Below are 20,559 nucleotides of genomic sequence, written 5' to 3'. Positions count from 1 at the left end.
CCCTTACGGTGTCCCGGTCTAGTACTCGCGGTCGTTGAGGTCGCCCCAGAGCTTCTTGGACTCCTGGAGCATGAACTCGGTGACCTCGGGCAGGTCGAAGGTCGTGAACTCGCGGTCCTTGTAGACCAGCTGGCCGTTGATGATGTTGTTCCGGCAGTCGCGGCCCTCGAGGCCGAAGAGGATGTGGCCGTCGACGTTCTCGTCCGAGAAGGGCGTGAAGAAGTTGTAGTCGAAGGTGACGACGTCCGCCGTGGCCCCCGGGGCGATCATGCCGAGCCTCGTGCCCGGGAAGCTCTTCTCGGCGATGATCGGGTTGTTCTTGAAGAGCATCGTCATGTCCTCGACCCAGCCCACGTTGGGCATCGCCGCGTTGTGGCGCTGGATGATGATGAAGTCCTTGAGGGACTCGATCATGTCGTGTGTGTAGGCGTCGGTGCCGAGGCCCACCAAGAGGCCGCGACGGAAGAACTCGAGCACCGGGGCGCAGCCCACGGCGTTGTTCATGTTGGACGCCGGGTTGTTCTCCACCATCGTGCCCGTCTCGGCGAGGATGTCCATCTCGGCCGGGGACACGTGGATGCAGTGGCCGAGCATGGTCTTGGGGCCGAGGAGGCCGTGGTTGAGCAGGCGCTCCACCGGACGGATGCCCGCCTGGTTCTCGATGGAGTCGTACACGTCGTTCATGCCCTCGGCCACATGGATGTGGTAGCCCACGCCCTGCGTGTTGGCCTCGCGCATCTTGTCCATGGTCTCGTCGGAGAGCGTGAAAGTGGCATGGCCGCCGAACATCGCGGCGATCATGGACCGGTCCTCGGGCGACTGCTCGGCCACCCAGTTGGCGAAGTCCGCGTTCTCCTGGATGCCCTGGTCGCACTTCTCCTGGCCGTCACGGTCGGAGACCTCGTAGCACAGGCAGGCGCGGATGCCGGCCTCCTGGCACACGTCCTTGATCGCGAACAGCGAGCCTGGGATCTCACAATAGCTCGCGTGGTGGTCGAAGATGGTGGACACGCCGTTGCGGATGGACTCCACGATGGTGGCCCAGGCGCAGGCGCGGGTGCCGTCCAACGTGAGGTGACGGTCGATGTTCCACCACTGCATCTCGAGGTTGTCGAGGAAGTTGTGGGGGTCGCAGCCCTTGATGGCGAGGCCGCGGGCGAGACCGGAGTAGATGTGCGTGTGGACGTTGACGAGGCCCGGCATGATGATGCCGTTGTGCGCGTCCACGAGCTCCGCGTCGGGATAGGCGGCGAGGATCTCCTCGCGGGTGCCCACCGCAGCCACCTGGGTGCCCTCGATGGCGACCGCGCCGTCCTCGATGTAGGGGTTCTCGGGGTCGCGCGTGATCAGGCGACCGTTTGCTACGACAAGCATTGCTCCTCCTCACATAGCGTCGCAGATCAGCTACGACCGGTTGTCAGACCCGGGAACCGCAGGGCCCTCTCATGCCCTCCCGGCCAGGTGCCCGCTCTCGCGGACTACGGCGCCTGGACGCCGAAACGCCACCGGTTTCCTAGACACTCAGGATGCGAACCTGACTTTTTGTCAGTACCAATCATGCTATAGGAACGGCCGGCTCCCCTCTCCCGATCGGTGGCCGGTCGTTTTGAGGTGTGAGCGGAGCCCCAGCTGTCCAATCTGAGGTCGCACGCCTGGTACACGATGTCCAAGCGCGCCCTGAAAGGCCAGCCGCCGCCCGGCCGACGGTATCACTCCGTTCGCCAAACGGTTTGTTTTTCAAAAAACCTTTTGTTTCGCTCTTCGATAGTATGGTTGCCAAACAAATGACGGAGCACGGGCAGTGCCCGTGGAACAGAGGCGGTTGACGATGGAACAGCGGCACCTGGACTTCCTCAAGCACCTCGCAGCGGGCGTCGCCGCGGAGTTCGGCAGCAACTGCGAGGTGGTGGTCCACGACCTCACGGCCGCCGAGCATGAGAGCACCATCGTGACCCTCGAGAACGGCCACGTGACCGGCCGCTCCGTGAGCGACGGGCCCTCCGAGGTGGTGCTCAAGGCGCTCCAGCACGACACACCGGAGCTCCAGGACCGGCTCGCGTACCTCACGCGCACGGAGGACGGCCGCACCCTCAAGTCCACGACGATCTTCTACCGGGACGAGAACGGGCTGCCGGTGGCCGTGTTCGGCATCAACTTCGACATCACGCTGCTGCTGGCCGCGTCCGAGACCATCGCCTCGATCACGGACCACCAGGGCGGCGAGAAGCCCGTGGAGATCCCCAACTCGGTGAGCGACCTGCTCGACAACCTGATCGAGCAGTCGGTGCGGCTCGTGGGCAAGCCGGTCGCGTTCATGACCCGGGAGGACAAGGTCAAGGCGATCGGGTTCCTGAACGAGAGCGGCGCGTTCCTCGTCACCAAGAGCGGGCCCAAGGTGTGCGAGTTCTTTGGCATCTCCAAGTACACCCTGTACTCATATATAGATGAGGCAAAGAAGGGGACGGCATAGCGGCCGGCTCGGAGCCGACCGCAGAAGGGATGCAGCGCGATCGACCCCGAGCCGGCCGTGACCCGAACCGTGCTCCCTACTCCCCCGGCTGAATCTGCCGGACCGTCTTCGCCGGCACTCCGCCGACCACCGTCAGGGGCGGCACGTCCTTGGGCACCACGGCGCCGGCCGCCACCACCGCGCCCTCGCCCACCGTGACTCCTGGACAGATGGTGGCGCACGAGCCGATCCACGCGTTCTTGCAGATGCGCACCGGCTTGGGCAACAGATTGGCGCGTTGCTGCGCGTTCATAGGGTGGTTGACCGTGGCGATGGTGACGCGCTGCCCGATGAGCACGCCGTCCTCCAACGTGATGCCGCCCTGGTCTTGGAAGAAGCAGCCGGAGTTGACCAGCACGCCCGCGCCCACATGGGTGTCCCGGCCAAAGTCCACGTTGAACGGCGGGAAGAGCAGGAAGCTGTCGTCCACCGGCTCGCCGATGATCTGGGAGAAGATCCGGCGCACCTCGTCGGGCGTGTGGTAAACGGTGTTGAGCTCGATGGCCAGTCGCGTGGTCTCTTGGCACACCGCGCGCATGAAGGCCTGAGCCGGGGTGCCCGGCTCGATCGGTCGGCCGCTCGTCACCAAGTCGCGGAACTCTCGAATGTCCATGAATCCTCCTTCGCTGCCCCCTATGGGGCACGGTGCGCGCAGCAGGGACCGGCGCCCCCGCTCCCGCTACTGATCGAAGCAGACGTCCAGCACCAGGCGCTTGAACACCGCCGCCACTCGCTGCAGGTCCTGCACCGGCACGTGCTCGTCCGGCTTGTGCGCCACCTCCAGCGAGCCTGGGCCGTAACTGGCTATCTCGCGGTTCCCGTTGAGGCCCGCACACACCGCCGTGTCCGTGTAGCCGGTGAACACGTCGATGGGCGCGGCCGCCCCGGTCACCTGCTCCGCGGCGCGCTCCAAGGCCGAGACCAGCCCGCTCTCCGGGTCGCGCTCCACGGGCGGCCGGTCGCCGGTCACCGTGTAGGTCACGTCGGTGCCAGGAACGGCCTCCATCGCGGTCCGGCAGGCCTCGTCGGCAAGGCCTTTCAGCAGCTGGGACGATGCCGGTGGCACATGCCGCACGTCCACCCAGCAGCGGCACTGGTCGGGCACCACGTACGGGCGGTAGCCCCCCTCGATCTGTCCAAAGGTGATCGTGGTGCGCCCCAACTCGTGGTGCTCGGGCAATGCCAGCACCGACGTGCGCAGGCTCACGATGGCCTGAGCCATCGCGGCCACGGCGTCCGCGCCACGCCAGGGAGTGCTCGCGTGGGCCGTGACACCCTCGGCATGGAACTCGAACCACAGGCGTCCCTTATGGGCCACGCGCACCTTGCCGTCGGTGGGCTCGGTGTCCAGCAGCCAGTCGCGCTCCCCCACCCAGCCGGCGTCGATCGCGGCCTCGATGCCGCGCATGAAGTCCTCCTCGTCCACGGTGAGGATCAGCTTGAGCGGGCGCTCGGGGAGCCACGGCTCGGCTCCTTCGAACGCAGCCTCACCGGCAAGTTCCTGTTCGTCGCGCCCACAGGCGCAGGCACCGTGGGCCGTCGCCTCCCACCGCCGACGGCCGGTCTCGGCCAGCGCGTCCTTGAAGGCGAGCAACGCACAGGCCATGCCGCCCTTCATGTCGCAGGCGCCGCGACCCCAGAGCTGACCGTCGCGCACGTCGCCGCCCACAGGGTCCACGCCCTCGCTCCAGCCGTCCCCGAGCGTCACCGTGTCCTGATGGCACACGAGCGCGAGCGCGTCCTGGGCACGGCCGGGGATCGTGGCCATCAGGCAGCGGCGCCCGGGGAGCGCCTCGAGGGTCCGCAGCGTCGCCACATCGCCGAGCCCCTGACGCTCGATGGCCTCTTTGAGCCACCCGTGCAGCCAGGCCCCGATCTCGCCCTCGTAGGCTCCGGGGTCGGAGCTGTCGATACGAACGAGCTGCTGGGTCAGGGCGACGACATCTGTCATGGTCTCCTCCTTGGAGGGACGAACGGGTACGGCACCAGTGTCCCACCGCAGCGGGCGCGCGACGCCTGCGTCGCGAAAAGCCGGGCCCCGAGGGACCCGGCTCTCGCGTGACGGGAGGGCCGTCAAGCCACCCCTCCCGAGAGACGCTCGGCGACGCTGCCTCGCGGGCAGTTAGAAGATCTGCTCGCCGGCGACGAACTTGGCCTCGACCTTGCCACCGTCCTGCGCGTTGTACACGTAGCGCTCGATGCGCTGCTCGGTCCCGTAGTCGATGGGCGTCTTGATGTCGGAGTCGTCCAGCACGAGCACGTCGGCCTCGTAGCCCGGGTCAAACGAGCCCACCTTGCCAAAGTAGGAACCGCCGCCCACGGTGGCCAGATAGAAGCCCTCGGGCAGCGAGAGCGGCTTGAGGCTCTCGTCCACGTAGACCCAGCGCAGCTTGGAATCGTTGAGCGCCTCTTCGATCACCGTGAACATATTGAGCTCGGGCCCGCCGGCGATGTCAGTGCCGAGGCCCACGTTGATGCCCTCGTCCAGATAGTGGCGGATAGGGGCGATGCCGCTCGAGAGGTACGCGTTGGAGTTGGGGCAGTGGGCCACGTACGTGCCGGTCTCCTTGAGGATCTCGACCTCCTCGGGCGGGCACCACACGCAGTGGGCCATGATGGCCGGCTTGCCGTCCAGCTGCTTGAAGTGCTTGTAGGTGTCGCCGTAGGTGGGCGCCCACGGGGCGAGCTCCTTGACCCATGCGCCCTCGGTGCGGTTCTCGGAGAGGTGGCTTTGCAGCGGCAGGTCCTCCTGCTCCTTGAGGTCGCCGATCCACGCCATCAGCTCGTCCGTGCAGCTGGGCGTGAACCGCGGCGTCAGGATGGGCTGCGTGTTCTTGTAGCCCTTCTCCTTGACGTCGGCGAGCCACTGCTTCGTGGCCGCCATGGACTCCTCGGTGGACTCGTCGAGCTCCGGGTTGTTGTTGCGGTCCATGTTGACCTTGCCCACCATGGTCTTGAGGCCGGTCTCCTCGAGCTTGTCCATCAAGAGCTCGGTGGCGGGCACATGGAGCGTGCCGAACACGACGGCGCGGGTGGTCGGGCTGTCCTTCAGGTCGTCGGCGAAGATGGTGTAGGCCTTGTCCGCGTACTCGAGGTCCGCGTACTTGGACTCCTCGGGGAACGTGTAGGTGTTGAGCCAGTCGAGCAGCTCCATGTCGCCGCCCACCCCGCGGAAGGCGTACTGGGGCGCATGCAGGTGAAGGTCGGTCATTCCTGGCATCACAAGCTTGCCGGAGTAGTCCTTGACCTCGACGTCGGCGAACTGCTCGGGCAGCTCTTCGAAGACGCCCTGCGAGATGCCGTCCTGAACCACCAGGTAGCCGTCGTCGACGATGTTGAGGGTCTGGGGATCCTTGCTCCAAATGATGTTGCCCTTGATGGCGAAGGTCTTGTCACTCATTGCTGATGCGCCTTTCTGTGTGACATTGAGCGCGAGAGTTGTCCTGGTCTGGGACGTCCCCCGACCCCGATCCTTGACGGGCCCGGGGCCGGGGAACCCGAGTCATTGATCCCGGAAGCCGTTAGATGAAGAAGTACTTGATGATGAAGAGCACGCAGAGCACCCAAAGGAGCGGGCTGATGCTCTTGGCCTTCTCGCCGCCGGCGAACGCGTTGATGAGGGTGTAGGAGATGACGCCCAGGAAGACGCCCTCGGCGATGCTGTAGAAGAACGGCATGGCGACGAGGGTCACGAACGCGGGCACGCCCTCGCACGGGTCGTCCCAGTTGATCGCACAGCAGGCGCCGATCATCAGGAAGCCGACGATGACGAGCGCGGGAGCGGTCGCGAAGGACGGGATGGCGAGGAAGATCGGGCTCAGGAAGAGCGCGATGAAGAAGAACACGGCGCCAAAGACGGCGGTCAGGCCGGTGCGGCCGCCCTCGGCGACGCCGGCGTTGGACTCGACGGCGACACAGGTGGGACTGCAGCCGAGGAAGCCGGCGATGACGGTGGTGATGGCTTCGGCGAGCAGGCCGCCGCCGATGCCCGGGATGTTGCCCTCCTTGTCGGCGAGGCCGGCCTTGGTGGCGGTGCCGATCAGGGTGCCGAGGGTGTCGAAGATGGAGGCGAACAGGATGGCGATGACGACCGCGACGAAGCCCACCGTGGCCCAGTCGGAGAAGTCGGCAGCGAAGGCGATGGGAGCCATGGACGGGATGGCGACCCCGTTGGAGAAGTCCGGGAACAGCGTGTAGTACCCAAGCTCGGGGTTCGGGACGTAGATGCCCGTGGCCTCACAGAGCATGCCGAGCACCCAGGTGACGAGGATGCCGATCAGGATGTTGCCCTTGACGTTCTTGGCCATGAGGATGGCGGTCACGATGATGCCGACGAGGGCGAGGAGCGCGCAGATGCCCATCGTGGAGAAGGTGCCGCTCTGCACGGTGCCGTTGAAGGAGATCATCGAGACGTAGGTGCTCTCGTTGGGCTGCAAGAGGCCGGAGCCCTTGAGACCGATGATCGTGATGAAGAGGCCGATGCCTGCGGTGATGGCCTTCTTGAGGGCCAGCGGGATGGCGTCGGCGAGCAGGTCGCGCAGCTTGGTGAGGGAGATGACGGCGAACACGACGCCTTCGACCACGACCGCGGCCAGGGCCATCTGCCACGTGTAGCCCATGCCGATGACGATGGTGTACGCGAAGTACGCGTTCAGGCCCATCGACGGCACGAGGAAGAACGGGAAGTTGGTGATGAAGCCCATCAGCAGCGTGCCGATGATGCAGACGAGGCACGTGGCCGTGAACAGCGCGCCTTGGTCCATGCCGGTGTCGGCAAGGACGGACGGGTTCACCGCAAGGACGTAGGCCACCGTGACGAAGGTGGTGAGGGCGGCGAGACATTCGGTCTTGACGGTGGTTCCACGCTCGGTGAGGTGGAAGAACTTGTCCAGTTTCTCTTCCATGGCGCTTCCTAACACTGATGCTTGACGGTCTTTCGTCTCTGCTGGCCCGTCCTGTCTGCTGGCGCGCCGCGGGCGCGTCGTGACCGATGGGCCTTCCGGCCGGTGCCACCTCCTTTGGGACTCATGACAGAGATCGAAATGGAGTTGAAAGAAACAAACAAATCGTTTGTTCTTGACAGGGGTTGTATTCCAAAGACCTCCGCTCTTTTGCGCCGACCCGGCCAACCGGTCGAAAATGAGGGGCTCAGCGGTATCTCAGTTTTCCTTAAGCGTTTAGTTATGGCATTTGTGCTGAATACAGGAATTGTCCGTCTTTATACCTGCATGTTTCCTTGTATACGACGCACGCCGTAATCTGGCGGTGCTCCGCTTGACGATGCCTCGACACCGTTCGCCGGAAGAGGCACACGGGCAGAGCGCCGCACTGCGGGGCTTGTCGTTCCGCGCCCAGGAACCAGACTTTTTGTTTGCTCACTTGGCAGCAAAAAGCCCCCGCAGGCGGGGGCTCTTCTCGGCTCTCTGTGCCGGAGGGCTAGCTCACGTTGGAGATCATCCGGCTCATCGCGCGCCCAGCGGTGGAGAGGTCCTCGTCCTCCACGCCGGAGAACAGCTCGCCGAGCATGCGCTGCTCGGCCGCCTCGAGCGCGGGCGCGGCCGAACGGGCCTTGCGCGTGGCCTCTACCCGGAGCGCGCGACCATCGATGTGCGACGGCTCAAGGGTCACATAGCCGGCCTTCTCGAGGCCGGCCACGAGCTTCTTCACGTTCTGGCGGCTGTACCCCATGAACGACGTGATGTCGGAGAGCGAGATCTCGGGCGTGCGGGCCGAGAGGATCACCTTGAGGGCCTCCCACTGACGGTAGGTGATGCCCTCGGTGCGCCGTTCGAAGAGAAGCGGGATTCTAGTGGTCAGGAGGCGCGTGCCCTCGACGATGAGACGCATGGACTGCCCGGCGTCGTCCGGTAGCTGTTCGGTCGTCATCTCTCCCCCTCTCCTTTTAGGGATAGCTCTACATGAATGTATAGCATCCTAACATAACAGAGCGGTGTTTCTCGATATGTGGTTGCTCACCTGTGGGTTAGCGGTTCCCATGCTTCCACGTATGCCAATTGGTCGCCAATGAAAACCGGTTGCCCAGCTGCTTCAGAGCATTTTAAGACACTCTTTGCCCAAACGGTAGGCCTCACTGTCAGGTTTTTTTGGTTTTCCAACCGAAATCTACGGACGCGTCTCGCGCGTGCGCTCAAGCCATGCCGCAAGGGCCGCAGGCGCCGTGACGACGCCATGGCCGGACCCTTCGTGCGCGTCAAGAGCCGCAAGGGCGTCCAAGACGCGCCCGCGGGCCTCCTCGTCCAGTCCGCCGAGCCACGTGGACCGCGCCAGCACGTCCGCGACGCGCCGGGACACAGGTGCCGGAGCCGTGCGTCCCAGCACGGGCCCGAGAACCGCAAGGGCGTGGCGCACGCACCGGCTTGGATTCGCCCCTGCTGGCAATCCCGCTTCCCCGGCCAGCACGCCGCGGTCCAAGCGTCGCGCCTGAGGGAGCCCGGTCTCCTCGCAGGTGCCGGTCGCGAGCACGAGCAGGTCCGCATCCGAGAGCCCAAAGAGCGGGCCGGTCAGGAGCGGGTACAGCCCGGCGCGCGTGTCGGCCGGCTGGGCCATCACGTGCACCAGCGGCAGCAGCACCGACGCGGGGTCGTCAGCAGTCGCGGACGGCCGCGAGCCCAGTCGGCGCGGGCATTCAAGGGCCGGGCAGTAACGACACGCCTCGGCGTCACGCGGGTCGGGTGCCACGTCGCCCGCCAGGAGGCTTTGCACGCGCTCGGCGACCGCGCGCTCGACCCTCTCGCACGTCTCGGGGAAGTCCGGAACGCCCTCGACGGCCTCGTCGGTCGGCAGCTCCGCGAGCACGGCGTCCGCGCTCGTGCCCGCCACGTGGCACGGGTCCCCGATGCCAAGGAACAGCGCAGCAGCCGAGTCCCCACAGAATGGCTCTCGACCCAGCACGGACGCATAGAGGAGCGACTGGATGTGGCGCGGGGCAGCAGCCGACGCCGCGTACTCCTCGGTCACGTCGCTCCGGTGCTTGTAGTCCACCACGAGGATGCGCCCGTCGGCGTCCCGCAAGAGCAGGTCCGCGGACCCCACGACCGGCACGCCGGCATAGTGGGGCGTGGAGCCTTGCTCTCCCCGGCCGAAGCGCACCTCGAAACCCGAGGGCGAGACCTCGCAAAACGATGCGACGAAGGCCGCCGCGCGGTCGATGTCCGGACCCACCGACCCGAGCAGCCGCTCCAGCTCGCCGACCGTGTGCGGGGTCAGCGCCTGGTCTTGGACCCTGCGGCAGGACAGCACCTGATGGGCCAGGTGCGCGTCCCAGCAACGGCCGAGCCATGCCCGGGACGCCGCGCGACCGCATTCGTCCAGCGGCAACGACCCCAACGGCTCCGGAACGGCCCCGCCGTCCGTCTCGAGCACACTGGCCACCGCGTCGCTATCGCCCCACAGCCCCTGGCCCCACAGCTCCAGGACGCGGTGCGAGAACGTGCCCACCTGCAGGGGCGTGACGTCCGCGTCAATGCCGCCAACCTTGAGACGGCGGAGCGCGAACCATTTCCCCGGGCACTCGAGGTACGACTCGATCTGCGACGCCGACAGCGTCCAAGCCTCCGTGCCCGGAGAAGGGGTCACCAGGAATGACGCAGGCAGCGGCGAGGTCGTTGCCTCAACAGCCGGCGTCCCGGCCGCAAGCACCGGAGCGTCCGCATACCGTACCGGCCATGCGTCCAGCGCCGCCTGGAACGCCGAGGCCAGGCCCTCCGCGCCCACGGTCCTCACGGTGACGTGGTCCGCAGCAAGCTCGGTGGCCACCTGCGCGACCGCCTCCAGGGCCGCGCGAGCCTCGGGGTCCTCGACCGTCTCGAGCAGCCTGCCGGCCGCCGCTCCGATGCGCCCCTTCTCGAGACACGCGACGGCGGTCGCGAGCGAGGGGTTCCCCTCGGCACGGGCCACCGAGCCGAGCCGAGCCAACACACGCTTGGGCGACAGCGAGCGATCGCCCCGCCACTGCGCGTCGAGGCGCCAAGCCACACCGGGCTGCAACCCACTGAGCGGGCTCAGCAGGAAGTCCACGAGCCCCGTCGGGGGCCACCACGACCAGTCGCAGGACGCCGCACAACGTGCCAAGCCGACGCCGCTCCGGGGCGCGGCAGGGTCGTCCAACGGCCAGTCACCGCCCAGCTCCTTGAGTCGCAGCACCTCCTCGGCACAGCGCACAAAAAGCCGCGCGAGCCCACGGGCGCGCCAGGAGAGGGCCTGTGGTTCCGATTCGGGCACTCTACTTGCCCAGGCCGGTGATGGCCGAGATGATCGTGCTCACGAGCGAGATGATGATCGCGCCGAGGAACGCGGACCAGAAGCTCTGGATGAAGATGCCGACGCCGAGCACCGTGAACGAGAGCCAGCTGGAGAGCTCCAGCAAAAGCGCGTTCACGATCAGGTAGAAGAGCCCGAGCGTCAACACGCTGAGCGGAAGCCCGATGGCCTGAAGGATGGGCTTGATGGACATGTTGATGAGCGACAGCACCAGGGCGCAGGCCAAAGGGCCCACCCAGCCGCCCACGGACACGATGCCGGGCACGAGGTTCACCGCGCATATGGTCGCGACGAACGTGACGAGCCACTCTCCCAAGAACGCCATGGCGTCCCCCCTTTGTCGGTCAGCCTGCCGGTGGTGCGATGTTCTCATTTCTCGTACCCAGCCGTGCGCGGGAACGCGAGGGCGCTCGCGCCCCGACAAAGGACCGATTCCGTCCGTCTATGGTTTCTCGAATATTCAACAGCCTTGTTGATTTAAAGTAAGCCAAAACCACGAAACGGGCGGTTATCTATGGACAAACCGGACGTAGGCTCAGCGCTCGATTCCGACCTCAAGCTCCTCGCGGCAGCAATGGCGGTCGTGAACACGCGCCAAGAGGCCATCGCTTTGCTGAGCGACCTTTGCACACCCCGCGAGGTGACGGAGATGGCCCGCCGGCTGCGCGTCGCTCGGCTCTTGTCCGCAGGCCGGACGTACACCCAGGTGCAACAGGCCACCGGGGCCTCCTCCACAACGGTGAGCCGTGTGTCGCGGACGCTCGCGTCCGGCCAGGGCGGCTATGCGCCCGTGGTGAAGGCGCTGGACCTCGAGGACGACGATCGGGGCGCCCCGAATCAGCAGCTTGGCGCGTAGCGGCGTATGCGGGGCACATCGCGCAACTGTTGACCCCGCATCGGCGCCTACACGGCAAACTTCCGCACCGGCTGCCGCAAAAGAGCGCGTCCGAGGCAAAAGGTGCGATGGTTTACCCACTTCTTGGAGGCCCGCGCGAAGAGGCCGATCCGGGGCACGCCTCACATGATCGCGTCGTCGCAGTCCAGCGGCGGCACGTATTCAAGGCCCATGACGGCCGCATGGAGCTCCCGGAACCTCTCGGCCCAGCCCTTGGCCTCCAGGCGCAACCGCCATCCCAGGGCCTGCGCGATGTTCTGGGCGTGGAGCTCGAACCGCACGGGATCCATAACGTCCGTGCCCGTGAGCTGAATCACACGGACACCGCGCTGCTGGAGCTCGTTGCGCCGCAAGGCGTCGCGAGCCGCGGCCCTCTTGGACGGATCCCCGTCGTGGAAATCGAACCCGTTGTACTCCACCACGACGCGACGCTCGAGCCAGCAGAGATCGACCTCGAAGAAGGGCTCCCGCGTGAGGGCGCCGGCCCTTGGCCTCAGGGGGATTCTGACGTTCACCAAGGGGGCTGGCAGACCGAACCCGCCCATGCGAGCGGGCGCGAGCAGAAGGAGCGCCACGGCGGCCTCCATCGGGGAACGGGCGCGGTCCTGTACGAACCGCACGGCGCGTCGTGCGCGTCGGGCCCCGGCCAAGCCAGACGGGAACGAGGCCAAGAACAACTCGAGGTCCTTGCGCGTGACGAGCGGATCGCGCGCGGCGAACCCGCGCCCTCGCAGCCCCACGCGTGGGTCGTTTGGGAGCACCTTGCCATAGCGGCCGCAAAGCTCCCATCCCAGGAGGATGGCGCTCACATCGGACAGGCACGCCGCCATCTCAACGAAGAGCAACCTCGGGTCAACGATGAACAGGTGGACGGCACCCTCCGAGCCGGGCTGCCCCACCCATCCAAGCTCTCTCAGGGGCAACGGGCGGTCAGCGGTCCAGCGATGGGTCTGGACCCCGCGGCACCGGGAGCGGTTCTGACCGGGCATGAGGAGCACGTGCATCGTCTGACCATGGTCGAGAAGGCCGGCCTCGATGAGCGCGCGACGCGCCCTCCGGAGCGCCTCAACGCCAATCTTCTCCGGCAGCGCAGGGCACGGCGCCTCCGCCCCAACGACCGCGCCACGACGGACCGCCTGCAATGCTGTTTCGTGTGAGATCACCATATCCATGGGACGACCCTGCCAAAGAAGCCGTCACAGGGTCTGCCCGACGCGTCCCATCAATCCGACAAAAGCTGTCACCGGGCCGCAGGTTCTGTCACCGACCAGCATGGAAGCCCGAACAGCAACCCGCTGCCCATCGGGGCCCGCGACCCCGCGCCAAAGAGCCCACAAAACCCGCACAGCTGAGAGGCTTGACGCCGGGCGCGCCTTGAACCGAGGGCTTCACGCGAGCGCGCGGCTCGCAGGCCAGGCAACGGGAGCGCGGGGGGTGCCCCGAATCGGAGGTTTCGCGCGAGATGCCCCAAACGGGGCAACGAGCTCAATGGTTTACCCCGTATCGGCGAGGAACGGGCACAGAGGGGCATTCCGAGCCGTAAGAGCAGCCCCACGCGGCAAAGGATCGAACAGTTTGCACCCTATCGACCCATCGGCGCGAGAACGTCGATTCGGGGCACGTCGCCGAGACGAACGGCGCACGACGAGCCAAACAGCCGCAGGTCTCGCACCGCGCAAGGCCGGGACCCCCTCGGCACGTTGCGACACCGGTCAAAACGAGACGCCCACCCCGAGGACGAGGTGGGCGCCTCTTCAAACCATCGGGCTCCTACGAGCGCTTGCGCGCCGTCGTGGTCGTCTTGGGAGCCGTTTTCGTGGCGTCGGCCTTCTTCGCGGGCGCGGGCGTGCGCTTCGGCTCGTCAGCGCCCGCCGACTCAGCGGTTGCCTTCGCAGCGGTTGCCTTCGCAGTCGAGGTCTTTGCGCCGGCCGACTTGCTCGCGGAGGTCTTCTTCGCAGGCGCCTTCCGCGCAGCGGTCTTGGTCGCCGTGGCCTTCTTCGCGGGCGCCGCAGTCTTCTTGGCCCCTGCGGTCGCCTTGGTGTCCTCGACGGCATTGGCCTTCTTGGCAGGGGCCTTGCGCGTCGCGGTCTTCTTGGCCGGGGTCTTCACCGACGCCTCGGTGGCCTCGCCGCTGGGCTCGACATCCTTCGCGGCCTTGACCTCGGCCGCCGCAGAGGCGACCTGCGCTTGCGCCTTCTGCGTCTTGACGGCCGTGGACGTCGCCTTCTCGACGGTCTTCTTGGATGCGGCCGCGCGAGTGGTGGCCTTCTTCGCGGCGGGCTTGGCGGCGGGCTTGCGAGCCGCGGGCTTCTTGGCCGACTCCGGCGTTGACTCCTTGGCCGGAGCCTCGACCGTCTCGGCGGCGGCCTTGTCGGCGTTAGCGGCCTTGACGTCGGCCGCCGTCTTCGCGTCCTCGACCTTGGCGGGAGCAGCCTTCGCGGCAGGCTTCTTCGCGGTCGACTTCTTGGCCGGAGCCTTCTTCGCGGGAGCGGGCGCCGTGGCCTCGGTCGTCTTCGGCTCCGTCTTGACCTCGGTCGTCTTCGGCTCTGCCTTGGGCTCGGCGGGCTTCTTCGCCTCCGCCGGCTCGGCGCTCATGGCCTCCACCAGCAGCTCGTTGAACCGCTTGGGGTTGCCCTGGCCCTTCGCCCGCTTCATGCACTGGCCCACGAGGAACCCGACCACCTTGGCGTTGCCGTCGCGGAACTGGCGCACCTGGTCGGGGCAGGCCGCCATGACCTCGGCCACAATCGGCGCGAGCGCCCCGTCGTCCGTCACCTGACGCAGCCCGCGCTCCTCGACGATGGCCTCGGGCGCCTTGCCCGTCTCGGCCACGGCGGCGAGCACCTCGCGACCGGCCGTGGAGCTGACCTCGCCCTTGGCAAGCATCGACGCCAGCGTCGCCAGGTGCGCGGCGCTCACGGGGCTCTCGGCAAAGCCGCCGTCGAAGTTCTTCACCAGCGCGGCCAGCTCGTTGACCACGAGGTTCGCGATGGTGGCTGCGGCCTTGGGCCCGGCCTCCGTAGCGGCCGCATCGACGGCCTTCTCGAAGTACTCGGCCGTGGCGGGGTCGCTCGCGATCAGAGCGGCGTCGGCACGCTTGATGCCGAGGTTCTTCACGTAGCGGTCGCGTTTGGCGTCCGGCAGCTCGGGCATCTCGGCGCGGCAGTCGTCCACGAACGCGCGGGAAAGGTCGAACGGCGCCAGGTCCGGATCCGGGAACAGGCGATAGTCGTCCGCGGTCTCCTTGACGCGCATCACCACGGTGCGCTTCTTGGAGGGCTCCCAGTGGCGCGTCTCCTGGGCCACGGTGCCGCCGGCCTCGAGCACGTCGGCCTGGCGACGGATCTCGTACTCCAGGGCGTCGTGCAGCGACTTGAAGGAGTTGATGTTCTTGAGCTCGGTCTTGGTGCCCAGCTCCTTGCTCCCGCGCTTGCGCAGCGACACGTTGCCGTCGCAACGCATCGAGCCGTTCTCCATCGAGCAGTCGGAGATGCCGAGCGTCAGGAAGATGCGGCGCAGCTTCTCCATGAAGAGGCGCGCCTCCTCCGGGGTGCGGAGGTCCGGCTCGGTGACCAGCTCGATGAGCGGTGTGCCGCAACGGTTGTAGTCGATGAGCGACTCGGTCGCGCTCGCGATGCGGCCCTCCTCCCCGCCCACGTGGACCATCTTGGCGGCGTCCTCCTCCATGTGGATGCGGAGGATGCGGATGTCCGTCTCGTAGGCGTCGCCCGTCCAGGTGACATTCTTGGAGTCGCGCGGCCGTTCGGCGGCCCCCTCGCCCGTCACCTCGAGGTCGAGGTGCCCGTGCATGCAGAACGCCACGGGGCCCTGGGTGGTCTGGAAGTTCTTGGCCATATCAGGATAGAAATAGTGCTTGCGGTAGAACATCGACCGCTCCATGATCTCGCAGTTGGTGGCGAGACCCGCCTTCACGATCGACCGGATGGCATCCTTGTTGGGCACCGGCAGCGCACCGGGCATGCCCAGGCACACGGGGCAGACGTCCTGGTTGGGCTCGTCGCCATGGGACAGGCGGCAACCGCAGAACATCTTGGTCTCGAGTGTCGTGAGCTCGGTGTGGACCTCGAGGCCGATCACGGCCTCCCAGTCTTTGAGAACCTCAGTGAGCGACCTCATGAAAGGCGCCCCTCCCTTCCGCCGAACGCGGGGGCCACCCAGCCGGCGGTCCCGCGGGCGCGCTCGAGGGCGCGCGCAAAGGTCAGCAGCGTGCGGTCACGGAACGGCGCCGCCTGGAGCTGCGCCGAGATGGGCATCTTGGTGTCGCGGCCGAGGCCGAGCGGCACGGAGATGGAGCCGTTGCCGGCGATGTTGCTCGAGATGGTGAACAGGTCCGAGAGGTACATGTCCGTCGGGTTGCTCATCTCGCCGTGCCAGAAGGCGGTGCGCGGGACGACCGGCATCAGAAGGACGTCGCACTGCTCGAAGGCCGCGCGGTAGTCCTCGGTGATGAGCGTGCGGGCCTCGAGCGCGGGCATGTAGTACTCGTCGTACACGCCGCTGGCGAGCAGGTACGCGCCGAGCAGCTGGCGACGCTTGGCCTCCGCACCGAAGCCGTGGGCGCGGGAGAGCGAGGTCTGCTCTGCCAGCGTCGCGCAGCCCGGCTCCTGGTAGCCGTAGCGGACGCCGTCGAAGCGCGCCAGGTTCGAGAAGGCCTCGCAGGGGCCGATCACGTAGTAGGCGCTGATGGCGGCGGCGAGGGACGGCAGGTCCACCTCGACCAGCTCGGCGCCCTGGTCCTCAAGGGCGCACCGGGCCTCGTACATCGCGTGGCGCATCTCGGGCGAGAGGCCCTCGGCTTCCATCATCGCCGGCACGACGCCCACCCGGCGACCCTCGATGGGGTCCTCGAGGTGCTCGAGGAAGTCCACCGGCACGTCCTGGCTCGTGGTGTCGCGCGGGTCCTTGCCGGCCCCGGTGAGGGCGTTCATCACGAGGGCGACGTCCTCGACGGAGCGTGCCATCGGGCCCACCTGGTCGAGCGAGGAGCCGAAGGCGACGACGCCGTAGCGGCTCACTGCGCCGTAGGTGGGCTTGAGGCCCACGACGCCACAGAAGCTGGCCGGCTGACGGATGGAGCCGCCGGTGTCGGAACCGAGCGCCACCGTGGCCTCGCCGGCGGCAACGGCGGCCGCGGAGCCGCCCGAGGAGCCGCCGGGCACGTGGTTGGTCTCCCACGGGTTGTGGGTGGGGCCGAAGTGGCTGGACTCTGTGGAGGAGCCGAAGGCGAACTCGTCCATGTTGGTCTTGCCGAGCGGCGTCGCGCCGGCGTCGATCAGGCGCTGCACGCAGGTGGCCGTGTAGGGCGAGTCGAAGTACTGGAGCATGCGTGAGCCACAGGTCGTGTGGCTGCCAACCATGTTGAGGTTGTCCTTGAAGGCCACCGGCACGCCCGCCAAAGGCCCGAGCTTGGCGCCGGCCGCCCGGAGGCGGTCCGTCTCGGCGGCCGTCTTGAGCGCGAGGTCGTAGGTGATCTCGAGAAACGCGTTCACGCCCTGGTCGCGGGCGACGGTCGCGTCCAGCTGGGCCTGGGCGACCTCGGTGGCGCTCCAGACGCCGTTGCGGACGCCGTCGGCGATGGCGCGCGCGGAGAGCTGGTCGATGTTGGGCATCACATACCCCCTTCAGCGGTGCCAGGGAGGATCGCCGGCACGCGGAAGTAGCGCCCCTGCGTTGACGCCGCGTTGTACAGCGCCTCCTCGAGGTCGAGGCTCTCGCGCACCTGGTCCGGGCGCATCACGTTGACGAGGTCTCCGATGGGATGGAACGTGGGATCCGCAGATCCGGCGAACTCGCGGATGGGCTCGAGCATCTCCACCGCGCTGTTGAGGTAGTCGGTCATCCGAGCCAGCTCGTCGCCCTCGAGGGCGATACGGGCGTACTCGGCGATGGCCTGGACGTCCTCTTGGCTGAGCGCCATAGGCGTCCCTCCTTGCCTGAGAAGTTTGCTTATGCGGCGGTACCGATACTAGCCCAGGCCGATGAGCGAGCTGTAACGCGCCCAAAAGATGCAAATGCCTTGACGAGGGGGCTTGGGCCGGGGACACGCAGGGAGATGCACCGGGACCCGCCCGCGCCGAGCGTCTTTGACGCAGGCCGGTCCCGGTGGCTGTCGAGTCCCTACCCGAGCATGCCTTCAACAGCCTTTAAAGATGCAAGATTATGGATTTGTGGGGAGCGAGGCGCAGGCATGCAGCGTTTTTCTGCTGCAGAGAGCTGCGCGTCGGACCCCGAGCGGGCTTCTCGGCCAATGGCGCAGCGCTTTTCTGCTGCACGGCTGGCCATTCGAACGCCACAGAGCCCATCTCGGGCAGTCTCGCAGCGTTTTTCTGCTGCAGCCCTTGCCGCTGGCCGCTCGCTGGGCGCCGGTCAGCACCACAACTTCAGATGCAATTCAGCGTTTAGTGCCGTCCAACGTACCTTGGACTCCCCTATCGAGGAGGGTCAATGTACTGCCTCTGTCATCTCTCAGCCCACGCGCTGCACCATTGCGACGGCATGACGTTCTACGCGTTCGCGAGCCCCGATGAGGAGCTCGATGCCTTTCGGAGCTGCCAGTCCACCAAACAGGGGCGCGACAAGATCAACGCCTGGGCGCCCATGCAGGAGACCGCCCTCTCGCGGTTGCTCTTCGAGAACCGGGGGCTCCGCGCAAGCCTCTATCCCAGGCCAATAGCACGCAAGAAGCGTGCGCCAGAGCCCACGGCAGCCGAGAAGAACGCCCAGCACGAGCGGTTTGTGACCGTGTTGTCCGCCCTCGCCGCCCGCGCGACGGCAAGCCAGCGGCTCTCGCTTCTCGTGCCGGAGCGAAAGCACGCGCACCATGTCCAGGGACTCTCGCCGCACGTGCTCGGGTTCAAGCCGCCGGCGGGGTCCTTCTGGAGAGCGGGGTCAGCGACCAACGAGCTGCTCGTGTGCAGCCCGGAGCTGCATCTGGTGCTTCGCGCCGCAAAACTGCCGGTCCTGGACTTGGCGCTCCTCGTCTGCTCCTATTGCGGGAAGTACGACCAGCGGCCAGAGTTCAAGAGGGGCCTCAAGAGTCGCGAGGCAGCGCTCACCTCGCGCGAACGGCTCGCTGCGTACATCAACAAGCTTCCAGAAGGACTGCCGGCGGCGCGCCGTCTCCAGACCGCGCTCGCCCTGGCCTTTGACAACGCCTGGTCGCCTCGGGAAGCGGGCCTCGCAATGATTGCCTCGCTGCCGCAGGAGATGGGAGGCCCCGGGCTACCGAGACCGAACCTCAATGCCGAGGTGGTGCTCAGCAAAGAGGGCCGCGCGATTCTCGGCCGCGAGACCATGCATCCAGACCTGCTCTGGGAGGAGCAACGCGTGGCGGCCGAGTACGACAGCGCCTCGAACCACCCCGAAGACGAGACGGGCGAACGAGACCGGAACCGGCTGAACGCCTTGGAGGAGAGCGGGATCGCGGCAATCCCGGTGACACCGGCGTTGGCGCGGACACCAGAGCGGACGTTATCGCTGGTGCGGCGATTGGAACGAGAGCTGGGCGTCCCGGAAGGGCCAGTGAACAGAAAACGCTTCTCAGAGGCGCACAAGGCGTGGCTCACGTTCCGGTTCGTGTGGTGACGTTGCAGCAGAAAAACGCTGCGCAGATGCAGTTGTCGCCCCACCAAGGCCGATGGCGGCCGCCCCTGCAGCGTTTTTCCGCTGCAGCACCCCGTCGGACGCCTCCGAGAAGGCCTTCCCCGCCGTCCCTGCAGCGTCTTTCTGCTGCAGCCCGCTTACAGGTCGTCCACCAGCGCCGACGACTTGGCGTAGGCCGTGCTCCGCGCCTCGAAGAAGTCCGTCTTCACGAGGTTCGCGTTGGAGTACTGGGAGACCCAGCGCATGTCCTCCGGCTCGGGCAGCAGCTCGCCGTAGAGCTCGTCGCCCAGCTCCAGGCTGTGCCACCGCAGCGACCCGAGGTAGCGGATGTAGCCCTCCACCATGTCGCCGGTGAGGCCGGGGATGTCGTCGCCGATCACGTAACGGCCCCACGCCGCCTCCTGGCGCACGCCCTCGAGGATCATCGCGCGCAGCTCCCCGACCATGACGTCGTCGAAGAGCTGGGGCTCCTCCCGCTTGAGCTCCAGGATGATGTTGCGGAAGAGCCACAGGTGGGTGTTCTCGTCGCGGTTGATGTAGCGGATCTCCTGGGCGGAGCCGGGCATCTTGCCCATGCGCGCGAGGTTGTAGAAGAACGAGAAGCCCGAGTAGAAGTACACGCCCTCGAGGATGTAGTTGGCCATCAGCACGCGAACGAAGCTGCGGGTGTCGCGGTGCTCGACGAAGTCGTTGTAGCGGTCGCCGATGAACTGGTTGCGGGCGAGCAAGTGCTCGTCGGTCTTCCACTGGTAGAGGATCTCGGTGCGCTTCTCGGGGCTGCAGATGGTGTCGAGCATGTAGGAGTAGCTCTGGGAGTGCACCGCCTCCTGGAAGGCCTGGATCGTGAGGCAGAGGTTGACCTCGTTGGCGGTGACGTACTCGCCGACGTTGGGCAGGTTGGCGGTCTGGAGCGAGTCGAGGAACACGAGGAACGAGAGGATCTTGTCGTAGGCGGTGCGCTCGGCGTCGCTCAGGAGCGGGTAATCCTTGACGTCCTGGCCGAGGTTGACCTCCTCGGGGATCCAGAAGTTGTTCATCGCCTGGCGGTACCAGTCGCTGACCCAGCCGTACTTCATGTTGTTGAAGTCGTTGAGGTTGGTGGTGTTGCCGCCGATCATGCGGCGAGCGAGGACGTCGGTGTCGCCCTCGGGGTTGAAGAGAGCCTTGCGCACCATGGGATCGCCGAGGCTGAGGGTCATGGGATCGCTCCTTATCTATGAGTCAACGCCCGGCGGGCGCCGACTCATCGGGT

The 20,559-nt window shown here is 66.8% G+C and carries 15 protein-coding genes and 1 pseudogene; 3 read left to right on the top strand and 13 right to left on the bottom strand.

From position 1 onward, the window contains the following. Nucleotides 1-18 precede the first annotated feature (18 nt). Nucleotides 19-1,374, bottom strand: coding sequence for a putative aminohydrolase SsnA (gene ssnA / locus QJ043_RS00630; RefSeq protein WP_283712236.1), 1,356 nt, complete (start codon nt 1,372-1,374; stop codon nt 19-21). A 454-nt stretch (nt 1,375-1,828) separates the two neighbouring features. Between ssnA and QJ043_RS00625 the strand changes: the two genes are divergently transcribed. After that, complete coding sequence (locus QJ043_RS00625) at nt 1,829-2,470, top strand: helix-turn-helix transcriptional regulator (protein WP_283712235.1); 642 nt, start codon at nt 1,829-1,831, stop codon at nt 2,468-2,470. A gap of 76 nt (nt 2,471-2,546) precedes the next feature. Here QJ043_RS00625 and QJ043_RS00620 read toward each other — a convergent pair whose 3' ends face one another. The 7 genes from QJ043_RS00620 to QJ043_RS00590 all read right to left on the bottom strand — a co-directional run bounded on the left by QJ043_RS00620 (nt 2,547) and on the right by QJ043_RS00590 (nt 11,114). Next, the gene (locus QJ043_RS00620) at nt 2,547-3,122 is read right to left on the bottom strand and encodes a DapH/DapD/GlmU-related protein (protein ID WP_283712234.1); all 576 of its coding nucleotides are present in this window, start codon (nt 3,120-3,122) and stop codon (nt 2,547-2,549) included. Nucleotides 3,123-3,188: 66 nt separating this feature from the next. Next, the gene (locus QJ043_RS00615) at nt 3,189-4,460 is read right to left on the bottom strand and encodes a M20 family metallopeptidase (RefSeq protein WP_283712233.1); all 1,272 of its coding nucleotides are present in this window, start codon (nt 4,458-4,460) and stop codon (nt 3,189-3,191) included. 171 nt (nt 4,461-4,631) lie between these two features. Next, nucleotides 4,632-5,909: an amidohydrolase family protein gene (locus tag QJ043_RS00610; protein ID WP_283712232.1), complete on the bottom strand. Its 1,278-nt coding sequence runs from the start codon at nt 5,907-5,909 to the stop codon at nt 4,632-4,634. Nucleotides 5,910-6,030: 121 nt separating this feature from the next. Continuing rightward, nucleotides 6,031-7,413, bottom strand: coding sequence for an NCS2 family permease (locus QJ043_RS00605; protein WP_283712231.1), 1,383 nt, complete (start codon nt 7,411-7,413; stop codon nt 6,031-6,033). 532 nt (nt 7,414-7,945) lie between these two features. Next, nucleotides 7,946-8,395, bottom strand: a complete 450-nt coding sequence (locus tag QJ043_RS00600) for a MarR family transcriptional regulator (RefSeq protein ID WP_283712230.1) — start codon at nt 8,393-8,395, stop codon at nt 7,946-7,948. Nucleotides 8,396-8,632: 237 nt separating this feature from the next. Continuing rightward, a complete protein-coding gene (locus tag QJ043_RS00595) occupies nt 8,633-10,672 on the bottom strand; it encodes a PD-(D/E)XK nuclease family protein (RefSeq protein ID WP_283712229.1) in 2,040 nt (679 codons plus the stop codon). Between the two features lie 79 nt (nt 10,673-10,751). Then, nucleotides 10,752-11,114, bottom strand: coding sequence for a phage holin family protein (locus tag QJ043_RS00590; protein WP_283712228.1), 363 nt, complete (start codon nt 11,112-11,114; stop codon nt 10,752-10,754). Nucleotides 11,115-11,303: 189 nt separating this feature from the next. Between QJ043_RS00590 and QJ043_RS00585 the strand changes: the two genes are divergently transcribed. Beyond that, nucleotides 11,304-11,645 carry a YerC/YecD family TrpR-related protein gene (locus QJ043_RS00585; protein ID WP_283712227.1) on the top strand — a complete coding sequence of 114 codons (342 nt, stop codon included), beginning with the start codon at nt 11,304-11,306 and terminating at the stop codon, nt 11,643-11,645. A gap of 161 nt (nt 11,646-11,806) precedes the next feature. On the opposite strand, the gene QJ043_RS00580 is transcribed toward QJ043_RS00585, so the two are convergent. The 4 genes and pseudogenes from QJ043_RS00580 to gatC all read right to left on the bottom strand — a co-directional run bounded on the left by QJ043_RS00580 (nt 11,807) and on the right by gatC (nt 17,622). Then, a complete protein-coding gene (locus QJ043_RS00580) occupies nt 11,807-12,856 on the bottom strand; it encodes a hypothetical protein (RefSeq protein ID WP_283712226.1) in 1,050 nt (349 codons plus the stop codon). 1,417 nt (nt 12,857-14,273) lie between these two features. Then, nucleotides 14,274-15,821, bottom strand: a pseudogene (gene gatB, locus QJ043_RS00575) (Asp-tRNA(Asn)/Glu-tRNA(Gln) amidotransferase subunit GatB); the annotation flags it as partial. Next, nucleotides 15,818-17,314 (bottom strand): Asp-tRNA(Asn)/Glu-tRNA(Gln) amidotransferase subunit GatA, encoded by a 1,497-nt coding sequence (gene gatA, locus QJ043_RS00570; RefSeq protein WP_283712225.1) that lies wholly within the window; start codon nt 17,312-17,314, stop codon nt 15,818-15,820. The gene gatA and the pseudogene gatB, both read right to left, overlap by 4 nt. Continuing rightward, nucleotides 17,314-17,622, bottom strand: a complete 309-nt coding sequence (gatC, locus tag QJ043_RS00565; protein ID WP_283712224.1) for an Asp-tRNA(Asn)/Glu-tRNA(Gln) amidotransferase subunit GatC — start codon at nt 17,620-17,622, stop codon at nt 17,314-17,316. Before gatC ends, gatA begins: the two co-directional genes overlap by 1 nt. A 527-nt stretch (nt 17,623-18,149) precedes the next feature. On the opposite strand from gatC, the gene QJ043_RS00560 reads away from it, so the two are divergent. Further along, nucleotides 18,150-19,289: a hypothetical protein gene (locus tag QJ043_RS00560; protein WP_283712223.1), complete on the top strand. Its 1,140-nt coding sequence runs from the start codon at nt 18,150-18,152 to the stop codon at nt 19,287-19,289. Nucleotides 19,290-19,444: 155 nt separating this feature from the next. Here the strand turns inward: QJ043_RS00560 and QJ043_RS00555 are convergent, their stop codons facing one another. Next, nucleotides 19,445-20,506, bottom strand: a complete 1,062-nt coding sequence (locus QJ043_RS00555; protein ID WP_283712222.1) for a ribonucleotide-diphosphate reductase subunit beta — start codon at nt 20,504-20,506, stop codon at nt 19,445-19,447. Nucleotides 20,507-20,559: the final 53 nt, after the last annotated feature.

This window comes from Kribbibacterium absianum, from assembly GCF_030067705.1.
Lineage (GTDB): Bacteria > Actinomycetota > Coriobacteriia > Coriobacteriales > Atopobiaceae > Kribbibacterium > Kribbibacterium absianum.
This window is presented reverse-complemented; position numbering and strand designations above follow the sequence as displayed.